We start from the raw sequence: 16,202 nt of genomic DNA on the forward strand, positions 1-16,202 counted from the left end.
TGTGGCGTGGGTTACACCCGTCAGGGCGACGACCGGTAGAGGAATGCGCCGAGCACATCCGGCACTACCGCGGTCACGTCCTCGGTCTGCTCGTCGGCGGTGCCGTAGGTATGTGCGGAGACGGTGAACCCCGGGCCGAAGGAGGCCGAGGCGACCTCCGGGGTGCCCTGGTCGGCCCAGCCCCATTTGGTGCCGGTGACTCGCGGCAGGCGTGCGGTCCCCCAGTCCTGCTTCGTGCCGTCGGCGGCGATCGGACTCGCGTCGGCCATCCAGCCGAGGATCGGCGAGTCCGGGTCGTCGCGGAGTTTTACGGCCAGGAAGTCGGCCACATCGGCGGTGCTGGTCGAGGACAGGCTCCAGCCGCCCTGCCCGTGCGTGGCGGTGAGCTTGTACTCCGCGGCCACGTCGTCGATGGCCGTCGGATACTTCGCGGACAGGGCGTCGGCGGCGGCATCGTCGGAGAGGCGGATCATGCGCTCCCCCAGCTCGCGATCCTGCGCCGCACCGTCACCGTGCCGCAGTGCGTAATCGACGACGTAGAGCTTGACCACCGAGAGCCCCGACCGGGCCTCGCTCTCGTTGGGCGTGCCCCACTTCAGGTCCGGCAGGATCGAGCGCACCGAGATCGCGGTCCGGGACGGCACTTCCACCGTCGGCAGCTCCCGCTGCGGGACCGGGAACGGCAGGCCGGGGAGCGGCGGAAGTGGAATCGACGGTGGCGCAACAGGATCCGCCCCGGCGAGCGGCCCGCCGCACAGTACGACACCGGCCACCACCGACCCGACCACTCGCGTTCGCCAGCCCATCGCCACCTCCGCGCCAGGCCCCCGGCTTCCCAGCTTGCCTCCCGCACCCCCTTGATTCGCGAAGAACCTCCACCGACACGCCGCACCTCCGTCATTCCGGCGCGCTTTCAGCCGGAATCCACACACCCGCCCGGCGTGGATCCCGGCTGAAAGCATGCCGGGATGACGGGGGTCAAGGCGGCGGCGTCAGCTGACGAGTACCGGCACTCCCGCCACGTCGTTCTGCGTCATCACCGGCAACTGCTGGATCTCGTTCTCCGGCACCGCGAGTCGCAGCCCCGGGAAGCGGTCGAAGAGCGCGGGCAGTCCGATGGCCGCTTCCAGCCGGGCCAGCGCCGCGCCCGGGCAGATGTGCGGGCCGTAGCCGAAGGAGATATTGCGATTGGCGGTGGGCCGGGTGATGTCGAACTCGTCGGCGTCCGCGCCGTGGATGGCGGTGTCGCGGCCGACGGCGCGGTAGGAGATCACCACGCCCTCACCCTTCTCGATGACGAGGTCGCCGACGGTGATGTCCTCGGTGGCGAAGCGCATGAGCAGATGCGTGACCGGCCCGTCCCAGCGCAGGGTCTCCTCGATCGCCTGCTTCCATTCGATATCCCCGGCGAGCACCTTGCTCAGCTGTTCGGGGCGAGTCACCAAGGCGCGCACCGCATTCAGGATGAGGCTGACCGTGGTCTCGTGTCCGGCGGCGACCAGGGCCTTGAGGTTGCCGACCACCTCTTCCTCGGTGAGCGGTTCGCCGCCCTCGTCGGCCAGGATGAGCGCGCTGGTGAGATCGTCGCCGGGGTTGGCGGTCTTCTCCCGCACCATGTTCGTGAAGTACACATCCATCTCGCCGATGATCCGCAGCCGCTCGTCCTGCGGGGTGAGCATGGAGAAGAACTTCTTGTACCAGTCCAGCAGCATGGCGTGATCGGCGCGCGGCACGCCCATCAGTTCGCTGATCACCCGCATGGGCAGCGGGTAGGCGAAGACCTGCTTGAGATCCACCACCGCGCCGTCCGCGCCGGCGGCCTCGAGATCGTCGAGGAGTTCGGCGACGAGCCGTTCGATATCGGGGCGCAGGGCTTCCAGACGGCGCGGGGTGAGCGCCTGGGTGGTCTTGATCCGCAGCCGCCGATGCTCGGCCCCGTCCACGGTGAACATGGAGCGCCCGGCATTGATCATGCCGATCAGCGGCCAATCCCAGGTCACCACGCCCGAGGTCCACAGCCCCCAGCTCTCGATGTCCTTGACCAGCCGGGTGTCGGTGAGCAATTGGCGCGCCAGGGTGTGGTCGGTGACGGTCCAGGCGGGCACGCCGAGCAGTTCGATGCGGGTGAGCGCACCGGCGTCGCGCAGGCGTGCGGTCTCGCCGGCCAGGTCACCGACCATCGGATCGATGGCCATGGCATGCGGGCATAGGGAACTCACTGGAAACCTCCGACGGAACGAACTGGGGTGAAAACAACTGGCAGCGAGGACATCCCGCGCAGGAACGGCGACGGCCGCCGCACCAGGTTCCGCGCCGGGACGGCCAGGTCGATATCGGGCAGCCGGTCCAGCAGCACCTCGATGCCGGTCCGGGCGATGGTCTCCGCGATCTGCTGGGCCGGGAACGGGCACCGGTATTCGCCGTGACTGAACGCGAAATGCGCGCTGTTGCCGGTGTGTACGGCACTGCCGGGCACCTGCTGGCGCACGTGCGGATCGGTATTGGCGGCGGCCAGGCCGAGCAGCAACAGGTCGCCGGCGTGAATCACCTTGTCGCCCAAGCGAGTATCGCGGGCAGCCCAGCGCCCGGCCAGGATCGAGGTGGGCGAATCCTCCCACAGCACTTCGATCATGGCCTCGCCGACGCTGCGGCGGCCGCCACCCAGGGCGGCGGCGAATCGGTCGTCGGTGAGCATCAGGCTCACCGAGTTGACCAGCCAGTCCGAGGTCGGCAGGTGACCGGCGGCGGTGATCGCCATCAGGTCGTTGACGTACTCCTCGTCGGTGAACGCCTCGGGATGGTCCAGCAGGCGCGAGACCAGGTCGTCGCCGCGTTCGGCCTGTTTGGCGGCGAGCACGCGCTGCATGTGCTCCATGAAGCGCAGGTGCGCCGATTGCGCGTCCGCGCCGCCGTCGGCCATCACCTTCATGGTGCGGGCCAGGCGCGGGCCTTCGTCGTCGGGAAAGCCCAGCAGCCAAGCCAATACGAGCACCGGCAGCGGTTCGGCGAAGTCGGCCACCAGGTTGGCCTGCCCGCGCCCGCAGAAGCCGTCGATCAGCCGGTCGGCGGATTCCTCACAGACCCTGCGCAATTCGAACGGATCGACCGCTTCGAGGGCGGGCTCGACCATGGCCAGGTGACGGCGGTGCTCGGCCCCGGCGGTGAAGTAGATGGAGGGCATGGGGCGTCCGACCATGGGCAGCAGCGGCCAGTCCTCGGGGATGCTGCCCCACTGGTTCCACAGGCTCACATCGCGCGGGAAGAGCTCCGGAGATGTTGTCACCTGGTGCATTTCGCGATAGCCGAGCACCAGCCAGGCGGGCACGCCGCCGGGCAGCTCCACCGCCACCACGGAGCCGTGGTCGCGGCGCATCTCCTGGTAGAGGCTGTGCGGGTCGGTGTGGAAGCGGGGACCGGACAGCGGGACGACGCCGGGACCGGACTGCACCGGGCAGCCTCCGGCGGGTACGGGCGAGGTCATGAGAGAGGCTCCGGGCGGTAGAGGTGTTCGACGAGCGCGATCAGCACGCGTTGACAGGAGTCGCGCTGCCGGGCATCGCAATCGACGAGCGGGACAAGGGGATCCAGGTCCAGGGCGTCGCGCACCGCCTGCTGGTCCGCGCCCGGCCCGAAGTTGTTGGTGGCGACGATGAACGGGGTGCCCTGGTGTTCGAGCCGGTCGATGGCGTACCAGGAGTCCTCGATGCGGCGTTGGTCGACCAGCACGATCGCGCCCAGCGCTCCGGCGAAGAGCCGGTCCCACAGGAACCAGAACCGTTCCTGGCCGGGCGCGCCGAACAGGTACAGCACATGCTCGTCGTCGATGGTGATGCGGCCGAAATCGAAGGCCACCGTGGTGGTGGTCTTGCCGGGCACCGCGCTGGGATCGTCTACGCCGTAACCGCTTTGGGTCATGGTGGCCTCGGTGTCGAGGGGGCGGATCTCGCTGACCGAGCGCACCATGGTGGTCTTGCCGACCCCGAAACCGCCGACGATGACGATCTTGAGTCCGTGCCGGGCGTCGGCGTGCAGCGGGGCGTCCGCGCGCGCCGGCCGGGGATCAGAGATTGCGGAGTCCAACGAGCACCTTCTCGAGCGTGGTGGTGTCCGGCAGCGAATTCCATTGCGCGCCAGTGTTGTGCCGCGGATGGCGGACGGTGATCTTGCCCGCGTGCAGCAGATCCGACAGCAGGATGGTGGCGATGCCGACCGGCAGCCGCAGTTCGGCGGCGATCTCCACCACCGCCGTGGGGGCGCGGCACATGGTCAGGATGGCGGCGTGCTCGGATTGCATGCCCGGAGCCGGATCGCATTCGGCGACCACGAGGGTGACGAGATCGAAGGCGTCGGAGTCCGGACGGCTGCGGCCACCGGTGAGGGTGTACAGCCGATCCGGATTCTCGTCTGGGCGGGTCACGACACGCCCGCTCCCCGGACTCGGGCCGGAACCGCCAGATGCTCACCCAGCTGTTCCACCAGTTCACGCATATTGTGGCCGACCAGTCCGGCGTCGGCGTGCTCGGCGGCGACCACCGCGATATGCGCGCCCACCCCGGCCTCCACGATGAACAGGATGCCCCCGTAGAACTCGGTCATGGACTGCCGCACCCCGCCGCGCCCGTCACCGAACTCCACCGACGCCCCGTGCGAAAGGCTCTGCATCCCGGCGGCGATGGCGGCCAGTTGATCGGCGCTGTCGGCGCCCAGCCCATCCGTATGGCAAATCTTCAAACCGTCCCCCGACAGCAACAGCGCGTGCCGCGCGTGCGGGGTACGGGTGAGCAGTTGCTCGAGCAACCACCCCAACTCTGTCGCGGATGCCGTCATAGCTCGCTCTCCATGTCCGGGGACTGGGAAGTCGGTGCGCCCCCGGAGTTCTCACGCACCGCACGCTGAAAGGCCCCCAAAGCCGAAGGCGATCCCGCCGGTCGCACCGGCGCATCCACCCCCGCTCCCCCCGACAATCCCTGCGGATGCGCCGCCGCCAGAGCACTCCCCCGCTTCCGCTTCGGCAACCGCAACCCACCCGACGTCGCCTCCCCGGCGCCCTCCTCGCGAGTCCGCGGACTCGCCTGCACGTCGACGCCAGGCCCGAAGACGTCGGCGCGGGCGATGGTATCCGTGGGCGCTACAACAACTTCCGCCCCGAGGACCTGAACCCGGTCCCCGCCCTCGGGCGTCACGTCCGCCGCGCCCGCGATGACGGACGCGAGAAGAGGCGATCTTGGATCGGCACCGACCATGGCCGCATCGCCCACGGCGGAGACCGCATCGCCCACGGCGGAGACCGCACCGCCCACGGCGGAGGGGGAAACGGGCGCGCCGTCGGCAGCCGAACGGGCGGTGTCGCCCGATGGGATCGCGGCAGTCCGTGCGGCCGTGGCGGATTCGCGCGCATCGGCCCCGGAAGAGGGCAGGGCGGCGTGACCGGCCGCCGCATCAATCGGCACCGCCGCATCAACAGGCACCGCCACATCAACCGGTGCGGCGGTATCAACTGGCGCGGCGGCATCAACTGGCGCGGCGGCATCAACTGGCGCGGCGGCGATTGCCATGGTGGCGGGCGCGGCATCCAGGGCGGACGCGCTGACCGGCCGCAGGCGCGTGGATGACGTGGCGGCCAGCGCGCTGGCCAGGGTCGCGGTGTGGGGGGCGGGCTGAGCGCCCGGTCTGCGGTCGAGGCGGGTGGTGAGTTCGCGGGGTACGACCACCACTACCGCGGTGCCGCCGATGGCGGAGGGGCGGTAGGAGACGGTCAATTCGTGTTTGCGGGCCAGGTGGCCGACTACGGCGAGGCCGAGGCGGGTGCCGGAGAGGGAGGCGAGGTCGGCGCCGCTGCCGGTTTGACCGGAGACGGTGAGTTCGGCTTTGCGCAAAGCGGATTCGCTCATCACGAGGCCGCTGTCTTCGATGGTGATGACCACGCCCGCGGGCACTTCGGCGGCGTAGACGTGCACCTCGGTGGTGGGCGGGGAGAAGTTGCAGGCGTTGTCGAGGAGTTCGGCGAGGGCGTGCATGATGCCTTCGGCCGCGTGGCCCGCGATCGCTATCTCCGCGATGGCGCGCAGGCGGATTCGCTGATAGCCCGCGACCCGGCCCATGGCGCCACGCAGAATCGATTCCATCGCAATGGGTTTGGCCCACCGCCGCCCGGAGCGCGCCCCGCTGAGCACGGCGATGCTGTCGGCCAGCCGTCCGGCCTGCGCGGTGCGATGGTCGAGTTCCAGCAGGTCGGCCAGTACCTGCGGGTCGGCGTGCCGGTGCTCCATCGCCCGCAGTTCGGCCAGCATGCTGGTGCTCATCGCCTGCATGCGCCCGGCCGCGCCCGCGAACGCCGCCATGGCCGCGGCCCGCCGGCGCTCGACTTCCTTCGCGTCCCGGATCCGCTCCGCCAGTGCGCCTTCGAGCTCGTCGATCCGCTGCCGGGTACCGGCCTCGAGCCGTTCCACCCGCTGCCGCGCGGCGTTCTCGGTCTCCTCCAGCCGCCGCCGGGCCGCGTTCTCGGTCTCTTCGATCCGCCGCAGCGCCTCGTTCTCGACGGCCTCGACCCGCAGCCGCGCTTCGCTCTGCACCGCGTCGATATGCTGCCGCGCCTCGTGCTCGATGGCTTCGACATGCTGGCGCGCTTCGCTCTCCACCGCCTCGACATGCCGGCGGGCCTCGCCGGCGCGCGCGTCCACGATCTGCTGCGCTTCCCTATCGAGCGCGTCGAATCGCTGCTGGGCCTCGGTGATTCGCGCTTGCGCCTCCGCGAGCGCGCCGGTCAGCCGTTCCTCGGCCGCGGCAACCGCGCCGCGCGCCCGCACGGCTTCATCCCGGTAGTGGACGGCCGCGGTCACCGCCGCACAGAACAGCATTCCGGCCAGCAACGCTCCGATGGCGAGCGGGATCCGGAATTCCACCGGTGCCGCGAACACCGCCGCGGCGATGGCGAGCCCTGCCACCAGCGCCGTGATCAGCAATACCGGATAGGGCAGGCGCACACCCGGAACGGCCGCCCCGCCGCCGTCGGGCGGATTCGATGTTTCCGACAAAGCTCCGCACTTCCGCATTGACCGAGGGCAACCCCCGGGCATCCGCTTCCCGGCCCACGCCAAATACGCGGACCGGCAACCGGTTTCGAATCTCGCGCAGAAGCATAGGCGTCTGAGAAGGTGCGCGCTACCCGAGCGCGAACCTGCTGCCAAGCCCCTGTTCCGGCGTTCGGGACGGCCGTCCCGATGACCGAACGGGCGGGTCGGCGCGGCTCAGATTTCGGCGTCGGCGTCCGATTCGGCGCTGTCGCGCAGGAACGCGCGCAACCGGTAGGTGCCGATGAGCGATCCGAAGGCGAAGGCGAAGATCGGCAGGCTGACCAGTGGGGCCCACACCTCCACCTGGGTGCCGTGCGGCCGCAGCAGCGTCACCGCGCGAAGTACGCTGAGCCCCAGGCTGAGTGCGCCGCCGAGCATGAAAAGCCCGAGCGGCAAACGGAATTGCGCGGGGATGGCCGAGATGCTGAGGCAGGCCGCCACCAGGATGGCGATGCTGGTCACCATGCCCGCCCCGGCCAGCATCCACTTGTGCCCGTCGATCATCGCCGCGGACGGCTTGGACGGCTCATAGGTGAGCAGCAGCGCCGCCTCGAACACGATGAGCCCGACATAGAAAGCCCTCTTCCACACCACACTGCCGAACGCGTCGGTGATCGCCACCCCGATCAGCGCTCCGGCCGCCACCAGGGCGAGATTGGAGATCAGATCGGGCAGGCTCTCGAGGGTGGTGGCCGAGACGGCGAACTCGGTGGCGGCGGAGTTGAGCACCGGCGCGCGCAGCACCGCCCACAGCGCCAGCAAACCCAATCCGATGGTGAGCGGCCGGGATTCGGGCGCGCCCCAGCGTGGCAACCGGCAACCCGCCGCCGCGAGGGCGGCGAGGGCGGCCAGCAGGGTGACGACGTCGTTCACCGGAACAGCCTCGCGCCCGCTTCGCCGCGCGAGGGTTTACGCCGGGGCGTGTCGTCTTCTTCTTTATCCCGTCGCATCAATTCGGTGAGCAGTTGCCGGGTGCTGGCGTACCGGATGGCGCTGCCGGATCCGGCGCGCTGTGCCTCGGCTTCGGTGATGATGCCCGCGACCACCTGCACCTCGACGGGATTGGCGTTGTAGGCGCGGGCGATTTCGATCAGCGTCTCCACCGGCGGCGTCTCGAGCGCGAGATGCCGCGCCAGGGTGGCCTGCGGGATCCCGGTGACGGCGGCGATGGCGCGGGTGCTCTCGCCCCCGGTCAGCTCGTCGATCCAGGCTTTCAGCTGATCATGCACGGTCCGATTGTCGCACGCGGTGCGTCTCATTCCCGGGGCGCTCATCGCGTGGATCCGGGACGCGCCGTCGGGCATCGCGGCCGGTTCAGCGGGTGCTGCCGGTGCGGACTCCGTCTCGAATCTGATACACGCGGGAGGTGGTGATGTCGCCGGCTGCCTTGGCGATGAGGAATACCCGCTCACCGGCCTGGGTGGCCTGCTTGATCTTGCTGCGCCAGATGCCGTCGGCGGCCAGGGCGGCCTGCTTGGCGGCTTCGCGAGCGCGGGTGGCTTCGCGGATATCGGCGAGGTACTGCGTGGGCATGGGCGTATCTCCTTGCTGTGATCGCGGGTTGCGCCGGGTCTGCTGGACGGTTCGCGGGTCACGCTGTCCCGATCCCGCCAAGAGACTAACGACGTCCCGAATCGGAGTCAAGACTGCTTGCCCCGAAAATGAAACATCGAGAAGCAGCCGCACGGGAACAAATGCCTGGTCAACGATCTGAAAACCCCGCTTTGTCGCACCGCCCACACTGGTACTAACCAGCGCGCGGTACCGGCTCGCGACGTATCAGAAATGAACGGGCGGCGATCGTCGCGGAGCGTCTCCCGATCCGCCCGCCGAACGCGACCGGCGCCGGTATTCCCGGATTCACCACACGCGTAATCCCGCCGCTCGGCTTGACCTCAACAGAGCTCGAGGTTCCACGCTGGAGTCGGTCAGGTGATCGAAAACGATAGGGAGGCAGCGAAATGCGCGTGGTGGAGGCAAAGGAATTCGGCGGGCCCGAGGTGCTGCGAGTGAGCGAGGCCCCGGCTCCGGTGGCCGGTGCGGGTCAGGTGGTGGTCCGGGTCGCGGCGGCCGACGTGATGTTCCTCGACACGCTGATGCGCAGCGGCTGGGCCCGGGACTTCTTCCCGGTCGAACCGCCGTTCGTGCCCGGCGGCGCGGTCACCGGCGTGGTGGAGTCGGCCGGTCCGGGCGTGGATCCGGGCTGGGTCGGGCGGCGCGTGGCCACCCAGACCGCGGCCAGCGGGATCGGCGGCGGTCTGCCCGTCGGCGGCTACGCCGAACTGGCCTTGGCCAGGGCCGAATCCCTGGTCGCGGTCCCCGACGACCTGGATCTGCGCACCGCCGCCGGGCTCGTGCACGACGGCCGCACGGCGCTCGGCGTCGCCGACCTCGCCGCGGTCCAGCCCGGGGAATGGGTCCTGATCACCGGCGCGGCGGGCGGTCTCGGCACCCTGTTCGTCCAGCTCGCCCGCGCGGCCGGCGGCCGGGTCATCGCCGCCGCGAGCAGCCCCGCCAAACGCGAACTCGCCCAGCGCCTCGGCGCGCACGAGGTCGTCGACTACACCCGGCCCGACTGGGCCGGCCGCGTCCGTGAACTCAGCGGCGGCGTCCAGGTCGTCTTCGACGGCGCGGGCGGCGAACTCGGCCGCACCGCCCTCACCACCGCCGCCCCGGGTGCTCGTTTCCTCGGCTACGGCAACGCGGCAAGCGGATTCGCCCCCATCGACCCGGAAGCCGCTGCCGCCCAGGGCGTCACGGTGCACACCCTGATGGACATCACCAAGTCCGGTATCGACTGGAACGGCGCCCTGGAACGCGCCCTGACCGACGCCGCGGCCGGACGGCTGAAAGTCGTTGTCGGTCAGACCTTCCCCCTGGAGGAAGCCGCCGCCGCCCACGCCGCCATCGCCGCCCGCACCGCGACCGGCCGAACGCTGCTCACGATCGACTGATACCGCATCCCGGTCATCCCGCCGACGGCCTGTGCTGTGGACAGCCCGAGCCTGTTCACAGCCACCGAAAACTCCTGGACCATTCGTTTTCCTCCGCCGAGGGGACTGAACACCGCGTTGCTGGGTAACCGCACATCAGCAGGTGCGAACCGGCCAGGCGCGCTGACGTATTGCGACACGCTCGCCCCCGGGCTCTCCCCTGCTACCGTCGAAAACGCGACACATGCAACGCTAGGAGCACGTCATGGGCATTATCACCATGATCATCATCGGACTGATCTGCGGCGCCATCGCCCGCCTCCTCGTTCCCGGCAAAGAAGACTTCGGCTGGATCTGGACGATCGTCCTCGGAATCATCGGCGGCTACGTCGGCGGCACCCTCGGCAGCCTGGTCTTCGCCCCCCACGAATTCACCCTCCGCCCACCGGTCGAGCACACCTTCATCGGCGCCATCATCGGCTCGGTAATCCTGCTCCTCATCTACAAATTCGCCCGCGCGCGCGTCTGAGGCCCGCCGCCCACCCGGGCTACCGCCGGTGCAGGGTCACCGGGAGAGCCGACGGCGACAGGACGAAGTCCTGGTTGCTGGCGCGCACGGTGTAGCCCGGGTCGGCGACCGGCCGCCAGCGCGTCAGCAGGGCGGCGGTGGCCAGCGCGATTTCGAGCATGGCGAAATGGTCGCCGAGACAACGCCGGCGGCCCACGCCGAAGGAGAGGCTGGCGTGCTTGGCGGACTCGTCGGCCTTCTCGGGGGACCAGCGGTCCGGATCGAAGGATTCCGGGCGGGGGAAGTAGCGGGGGTCGTGCTGAACCATGTACGGGCTGAACATGATCGCCGAGCCGCGCGGAATGGTCACTTCGCCGATGGTCAGATCGTCGCTGGCGTTGGCGGCGCTGATCCACGGCCCCCAGAACCGGATCGTCTCGGCCACCACCTGTTTCAGGTACGGCATGGAGGTCAAATGGGCGGGCCGGACGTCCTCGGTGCCGACCACGGCATCGAGTTCGGCGTAGAGGCGGCCCGCGACGGCGGGGTGGCGCATGACCTCGTGCCAGAGCCAGCCGGTCAGTGAGGCCATCGAGCCGACGCCGCCGGCCAGCATCAGAATCGCCTCGTCGATGATGTGCTCATCGGAGAGGGTGGCGCCGGTTTCGGCGTCGGTGTGGCGGATGAGCGCCGAGACGACATCGTTGAAATCCTCGTCGCGCCTGCGGTATTCGGCGACCACCGCGCCGACCGCCGCCCGCAGGTGCCGGGCCTTGGTACGCCAGCGATAGTTGGCGATCACGCGCAGCCGGCGCAGCTGCGGGGGCAGGGCGGTGCGCAGAATGACCTGACTGAGCAGCCACGGCACATTGTCGCGGATCTCGCGGCGGGCCTGATCGCCGAAGTCGGCGGTGAACAGGGTGGAGGAGACGGTGTCCAGGACGAGACCGTGGGCTTCGTCCATCAGGTTCACCGTGCCGGAGAGACCGGCGGCCCAGGTATTGGCGATATCGGCGGCGGATTCGGCGTATTCGGCCAGCCGGGTCTGGCGCAGCGCGGGGGCGATCATGCGGCGGCGCAGCCGGTGCTCCGCGCCGCGCAGGACGTTGACCGAACCGCCCGCGATATCGGCGATGGCCTCGCGCAGGTCCTCGCGTTCGAATTCCGCGTCGCTCAACGCGACTTCGCGCAACGCCTCGGGGGTGGTGAGGACGTAGCCGGTCTTGGCGCCGAAGTCGATACGGACGATGGGTCCCAGCGCGGAGAGGGACTTCACGAAACCGGGTGCGTCGGTGAGGGCGCGCAGGCTGTGACCCACCAGCGGGAGGCTGCCCGGTGCGGTCGGGATATCGGCGAGCGTGCGGGGCAGTCCCCGGGGCGTCGCGGTCTGCTCGCCGGCCATTCGGTACTCCTCCAGAACCATTGCGGTGTAGTGGGATTGGCGCACCGTGTAGGCGTGCTCCTGGACGACCGCGCGCATCTCGGAGAGCAGGGCGCGGTCGGCGGACAGCTTGGCCAGGGTTTCGGCGATGGCGTCGACGGAGGAATCGGCGGTGCGGATGCCGCCGCCCGCCGGAATCGATTCGGCGAGTGCGGGATCGCAGTGGATGACCGGCAGCCCGACCGCCACCGCCTCCAACAACGTCATGCCCTGGGTGTCGAAGCCCGAGGAGGAGAACAGCAGGGCGTCGGCGCCGGCCATGGCATCCAGGCAAGCCGATTGGGAAACCCTGCCGTGCAAGCGGATTCGGTCCTGTGCCGCATGCGCGGCGACGAGTGCGGTCGCGGCTTCCAGCAGGTCGCCCTCGCCGTACACGTCGAGTTCGCAGTCGGCGACCCGGCACACCGCCTCGACGGCTTCCGATATTCGCTTCTCCGCCGAGAGCCGCCCGCACCAAACCAGCCGCAGGGCACCGGATTCCGGACGCTCCACCATGGACCGGCCGTCGAGCAGCGCATCGTCGACGCCATTGGAGATCACCCGGACGGGCCGGGTGACGCCGTGATCGAGCAGCAGATCCGCGAAGTGCCGGGTCGGGGTGAGCACCCGATCGGCGGCCTGCGCCTGCCCGGCCATGGTCCACCAGGCGTGCCGGGCGGCCCGGCTCTCGGCGCGATGGGGCATGTGGTGGGAGTGCGGTACGAAGCGCCCGTGCAGGGCGCGCAGGGCCAGCGCCGCCGGATACGGCGCGGGCGAGGTGTGCGCGATGAAGACGTCGTCGCGGCTCTGCGCGCTGTGCACCAATGGAATCCGGTGCCGCCGTGCGGCTTTCATACCCGCGATGGCCGCCCCGTAGGTGGTGAGCGTGTGCACCACATCCACCGGGCCCCGTTCGGCGAAGACGGCGTCGATCAGCCCGGCATTGGCCCGGTTGGGTGGCACCACCGCGAAGCCGTTCACGGCCAGTGCCGAAATACCGTGCAGCTCCACGACATTCGGATCCACCGGCGCATCCGGCAGCGGCGCCGCGAAGAGCGTGACCCGGTGCCCGGCCCGCTCCAGCCCCCGCCGCAAGGAATCGACGGCGGTCTGCACCCCGCCCAGCGTGCTCGGGTGGTAGTCCATGAACATCGCGATGTGCATCAGCCGCACTGTACGCAGAACGGCCGCCCTCTGAAACGCCCACACTTCTATGGTCTGGACGGCGCAACCGCACAGCACACAGGGTCGATCTCGTATACCCGCACGCGGTCCGACCGAGCTGCACCGGTGCCGGCCGTAGTGCTCCCCCGAACAGCGTCGAAAGAGGCCCAGTGCGAATCGCCATACCGCTCACCGGAACCCGCGGCGATGTGCACCCCGTCGTGGCGCTCGGGCTGGAACTGCGGCGGCGCGGGCACGATGTACTGCTCGGCGCGCCACCCAACCTGGTCGATTTCGTCACGGCGGCGGGGCTTGCCGCGCAGGCGTGCGGACCGGACGTGCAGCAGCTCTACAGCTCCGCGGAGGGGCAGCGCGCGCTGGCGGCGGGCAATACCCTGCGCCTGATGCAGATGGTCGCCAAGCAGATGTCCGGGTACGCGGATCAGATGAATCGCGAGGTCATCGAGGTCTGTCAGGGCGCGGACCTGATCGTCGCCAGCACGGTGACCGAGGATCGCGCGAGCTCGGTGGCCGAGGCGCTGGGCGTGCCGCTGGTCGCCCTGCATTACTTCCCGGCGCGCGCCAACAGCGCCTACCCCTTCCCGGGTGCGCTGCCGCCGCATTGGAGCCCGCCCGCCGCGGTGAATCGCGCGACCTGGACGGTGGCGGAGAACCTGCGGCGCGTGGTCTTCATGCGCTACCTCAACGACCTGCGCGAGCAGCTCGGCCTGCCCAAGTCGTACGCCGGCCCGGCCGCCGCGCTGCGCCGCGCGAACGTGACCGAGGTGCAGATCTACGATCCCGCCTTGGTGCCGGGGCTGCCGGCGCAGTGGGACGACCGCCGCCCCTTCACCGGTTTCCTCACCCTCGACGAAGCCACCCGCGCCGCCGTCGGCGAACTGTCCGGGGCCCACGAGGAGGTCCTGAACTGGGTGCATGCCGGTGAGCCGCCGGTGTTCTTCGGCTTCGGCAGCATGCCCATCCGCGATACCGCCGCCGTAGTGCGGATGGCCGAGCAGGTGTCGGCGCGGCTGGGCGTGCGCGCCCTCGTCAGCGCCGGTTGGAGCGACCTCGACGTGGCGAATGCCCGGGTGGCCGAGCATGTGAAGATCGTCGGGCCGTTCGCCTACGACAAGGTGTTCCCGTACTGCGCGGCGGCGGTGCATCACGGCGGGATCGGCACGCTGTTCGAGAGCCTGCGGGCCGGATTGCCGACCATGGTGTGCTCGGTCTCGTTCGAGCAGCCCATGTGGGGCGGGCAGGTGGAGAAGCTCGGCATCGGCGCGCATCTGCGCTTCACCCAGCTCACCGCGGACCGGCTGGAACAGCGCCTGCGTCCCCTGCTGACCGCCGAAAGCCGCGCGCGCGTCCAGGACTTCGCGCGCACCCTGCGCACCGAGGGAGCGGCCGAGCAGGCCGCCGACATTGTCGAGGCCGCCGCGAAGTGACGACGAACGCCGAGGACCGTCCGGCCGCATACCGGCCGCGGGTCCCCGCTGTCATCGCGGATTCGCTGGTCATGTTCATACGGTGTGCGCGGCGGACGTTGCGCAGTCCGGACACGCTGGTCATCTCGCTGACCATGCCGATCTTGATGATGCTGCTGTTCACCTACGTGTTCGGCGGCGCGATCGACGTCGGCGGGCCGTATCTGAACTATGTGGTGCCGGGAATCATGTTGCTGTGCACGGGGTTCGGGGCTTCGATCACCGCCACCAGCGTGTGTACGGATATGACCCGGGGCAGCGTGGATCGGTTCCGGACGTTGCCGATGTACCGGCAGGCGTTGCTGGCGGGGCATCTCATCGAAGGGGTGGCGCGGACGCTCGCGGCGATCGTGATCGCGGTGGGAGTGGCGGCGGCGCTGGGGTATCGCCCGGCCGCCGGGCCGGTCGGCTGCCTGGCGGCCCTCGGCATGATCACCTTGTTCGTGGTGGCGGTGACCTGGATCGCGGTCGCGTTGGGCATGGCGGCGCAGAATCCGGAGGCGGCCGGCGGACTCACCTACGCGATCACCTTCATTCCGTACGTGAGCAGCGCGTTCGTGCGGACCAGCACCATGCCGGAGTGGTTGCACGGGTTCGCCGACAAGCAGCCCGCGACACCGATCGTGGAGACGGTGCGGGCCCTGCTCGATGCCACGGAGCCCGATCGGGCGGTCGCGGCGGTGCTGTGGTCCGCCGCGCTCGCCGCTATCGGGTTCGCCTGGGCCAGTGCGTCGTTCCGGCGGATGTCATATCGCTGACGCCTGGACGATGAGCGCGAGGTACAGGGCGAGTATGAACAGTACGGCGGGTATCACCGGATAGTCGGTGTCCTGTGAGCGCTGGAAGCGCCAAGCTCCCGCCAGCGGAATCAGTAAGAGTCCCAGGGGAATCCAGCCGACGACGGCGGCCACCGTGCCGTAGGTCCACGGCCGGACCGCCGCGATCTCCGCACCGACGGCCACGCCCGCGCACAGCAGTGACGCCGCCGCGCTCCCGTTCGTCCCCAGCGCGTTGGAGTAGTACATCTCCCCCGGCCGCTCGACTCGCGAGGTCTTGCGGGCGAATTCGAATTGCAGGAAGGCTCCGGCGAACACCACCGCCACCACCGCGACCCGCGCGCGTCCCTGCACCTCGCCCGTGTCCACGGCCGAGAGCACCGCGTACGCCGTCACCAGCAACTGCACCGGATAGGTGACGACCAGGTTCAGCATGATGTTCGTGCGCACGGCCGCCGACATCCGCTCCAGGCCCCACAGCACCAGGCCGTAGGCCAGCACCGCGGCGATCATGACGGCGGATCGCACCGAGAGCAGCAGGCTCCCGGCGATGGACAGCACCGCGATGACCGCCATGGCGCCACGCAATTCGAGGGCGCTGACCGCCCCGGTCACCAGCGGCCGGTCCGGATTGTGGATGCGGTCGTAGTCCAGGTCCTTCTGTTCGTCGACCATGCGCAGATACAGCAGCACGATCGCCACGACGGCGATCCGCAGCACCGTGGCACCGCTGGGCCGCCAGGCCGTATCCGGTTGCCCGACTATGGCGGCCGTACCCTCCAGCGCGAGCACCCAGAGCACGCCGTAGAGCAGGTAGTGCGGCTTGTACATCACCTTCGTG

At 69.8% G+C, this 16,202-nt stretch carries 16 protein-coding genes; 4 read left to right on the plus strand and 12 right to left on the minus strand.

What is annotated here, in order from left to right:
* Positions 1-20: 20 nt before the first annotated feature.
* From NI1_RS20555 to NI1_RS20600, 10 genes are all read right to left on the minus strand, one after another.
* Positions 21-806, minus strand: coding sequence for a hypothetical protein (locus NI1_RS20555; protein WP_084523467.1), 786 nt, complete (start codon positions 804-806; stop codon positions 21-23).
* A gap of 186 nt (positions 807-992) precedes the next feature.
* The gene (locus tag NI1_RS20560) at positions 993-2,219 is read right to left on the minus strand and encodes a cytochrome P450 family protein (protein WP_245663322.1); all 1,227 of its coding nucleotides are present in this window, start codon (positions 2,217-2,219) and stop codon (positions 993-995) included.
* Positions 2,216-3,481 carry a cytochrome P450 gene (locus NI1_RS20565; protein WP_067823250.1) on the minus strand — a complete coding sequence of 422 codons (1,266 nt, stop codon included), beginning with the start codon at positions 3,479-3,481 and terminating at the stop codon, positions 2,216-2,218. Before NI1_RS20565 ends, NI1_RS20560 begins: the two co-directional genes overlap by 4 nt.
* Positions 3,478-4,080: a GTP-binding protein gene (locus NI1_RS20570; protein WP_067823253.1), complete on the minus strand. Its 603-nt coding sequence runs from the start codon at positions 4,078-4,080 to the stop codon at positions 3,478-3,480. Before NI1_RS20570 ends, NI1_RS20565 begins: the two co-directional genes overlap by 4 nt.
* Positions 4,061-4,417 carry a DUF742 domain-containing protein gene (locus NI1_RS20575; RefSeq protein ID WP_067823256.1) on the minus strand — a complete coding sequence of 119 codons (357 nt, stop codon included), beginning with the start codon at positions 4,415-4,417 and terminating at the stop codon, positions 4,061-4,063. Before NI1_RS20575 ends, NI1_RS20570 begins: the two co-directional genes overlap by 20 nt.
* The gene (locus tag NI1_RS20580) at positions 4,414-4,827 is read right to left on the minus strand and encodes a roadblock/LC7 domain-containing protein (RefSeq protein ID WP_067823258.1); all 414 of its coding nucleotides are present in this window, start codon (positions 4,825-4,827) and stop codon (positions 4,414-4,416) included. The genes NI1_RS20575 and NI1_RS20580 overlap by 4 nt, the downstream gene beginning before the upstream one ends.
* On the minus strand, positions 4,824-7,034 hold the full coding sequence (locus NI1_RS39420) for a sensor histidine kinase (RefSeq protein ID WP_245663323.1): 2,211 nt from the start codon (positions 7,032-7,034) through the stop codon (positions 4,824-4,826). Before NI1_RS39420 ends, NI1_RS20580 begins: the two co-directional genes overlap by 4 nt.
* A 213-nt stretch (positions 7,035-7,247) precedes the next feature.
* Positions 7,248-7,946, minus strand: a complete 699-nt coding sequence (locus NI1_RS20590) for a hypothetical protein (protein ID WP_067823261.1) — start codon at positions 7,944-7,946, stop codon at positions 7,248-7,250.
* On the minus strand, positions 7,943-8,302 hold the full coding sequence (locus NI1_RS20595; RefSeq protein WP_157535228.1) for a hypothetical protein: 360 nt from the start codon (positions 8,300-8,302) through the stop codon (positions 7,943-7,945). Before NI1_RS20595 ends, NI1_RS20590 begins: the two co-directional genes overlap by 4 nt.
* Before the next feature lie 85 nt (positions 8,303-8,387).
* Positions 8,388-8,606, minus strand: coding sequence for a hypothetical protein (locus tag NI1_RS20600; protein WP_067823267.1), 219 nt, complete (start codon positions 8,604-8,606; stop codon positions 8,388-8,390).
* A 428-nt stretch (positions 8,607-9,034) separates the two neighbouring features.
* Here NI1_RS20600 and NI1_RS20605 point away from each other — a divergent pair, with 428 nt between their 5' ends.
* On the plus strand, positions 9,035-10,027 hold the full coding sequence (locus NI1_RS20605) for a zinc-binding dehydrogenase (protein WP_067823270.1): 993 nt from the start codon (positions 9,035-9,037) through the stop codon (positions 10,025-10,027).
* 244 nt (positions 10,028-10,271) lie between these two features.
* Positions 10,272-10,535 carry a GlsB/YeaQ/YmgE family stress response membrane protein gene (locus tag NI1_RS20610; RefSeq protein ID WP_067823272.1) on the plus strand — a complete coding sequence of 88 codons (264 nt, stop codon included), beginning with the start codon at positions 10,272-10,274 and terminating at the stop codon, positions 10,533-10,535.
* Between the two features lie 19 nt (positions 10,536-10,554).
* Here NI1_RS20610 and NI1_RS20615 read toward each other — a convergent pair whose 3' ends face one another.
* Positions 10,555-13,098: a cytochrome P450 gene (locus tag NI1_RS20615; protein WP_067823877.1), complete on the minus strand. Its 2,544-nt coding sequence runs from the start codon at positions 13,096-13,098 to the stop codon at positions 10,555-10,557.
* 170 nt (positions 13,099-13,268) lie between these two features.
* On the opposite strand from NI1_RS20615, the gene NI1_RS20620 reads away from it, so the two are divergent.
* Positions 13,269-14,546, plus strand: coding sequence for a glycosyltransferase (locus NI1_RS20620; protein ID WP_067823274.1), 1,278 nt, complete (start codon positions 13,269-13,271; stop codon positions 14,544-14,546).
* The gene (locus NI1_RS20625) at positions 14,543-15,343 is read left to right on the plus strand and encodes an ABC transporter permease (RefSeq protein WP_245663324.1); all 801 of its coding nucleotides are present in this window, start codon (positions 14,543-14,545) and stop codon (positions 15,341-15,343) included. Before NI1_RS20620 ends, NI1_RS20625 begins: the two co-directional genes overlap by 4 nt.
* Here the strand turns inward: NI1_RS20625 and NI1_RS20630 are convergent.
* The gene (locus NI1_RS20630) at positions 15,332-16,192 is read right to left on the minus strand and encodes a UbiA prenyltransferase family protein (RefSeq protein ID WP_245663325.1); all 861 of its coding nucleotides are present in this window, start codon (positions 16,190-16,192) and stop codon (positions 15,332-15,334) included. The two genes, NI1_RS20625 and NI1_RS20630, sit on opposite strands and share 12 nt — an antisense overlap.
* Positions 16,193-16,202 lie beyond the last annotated feature (10 nt).

This window comes from Nocardia inohanensis NBRC 100128, from assembly GCF_001612945.1.
GTDB lineage: Bacteria > Actinomycetota > Actinomycetes > Mycobacteriales > Mycobacteriaceae > Nocardia > Nocardia inohanensis.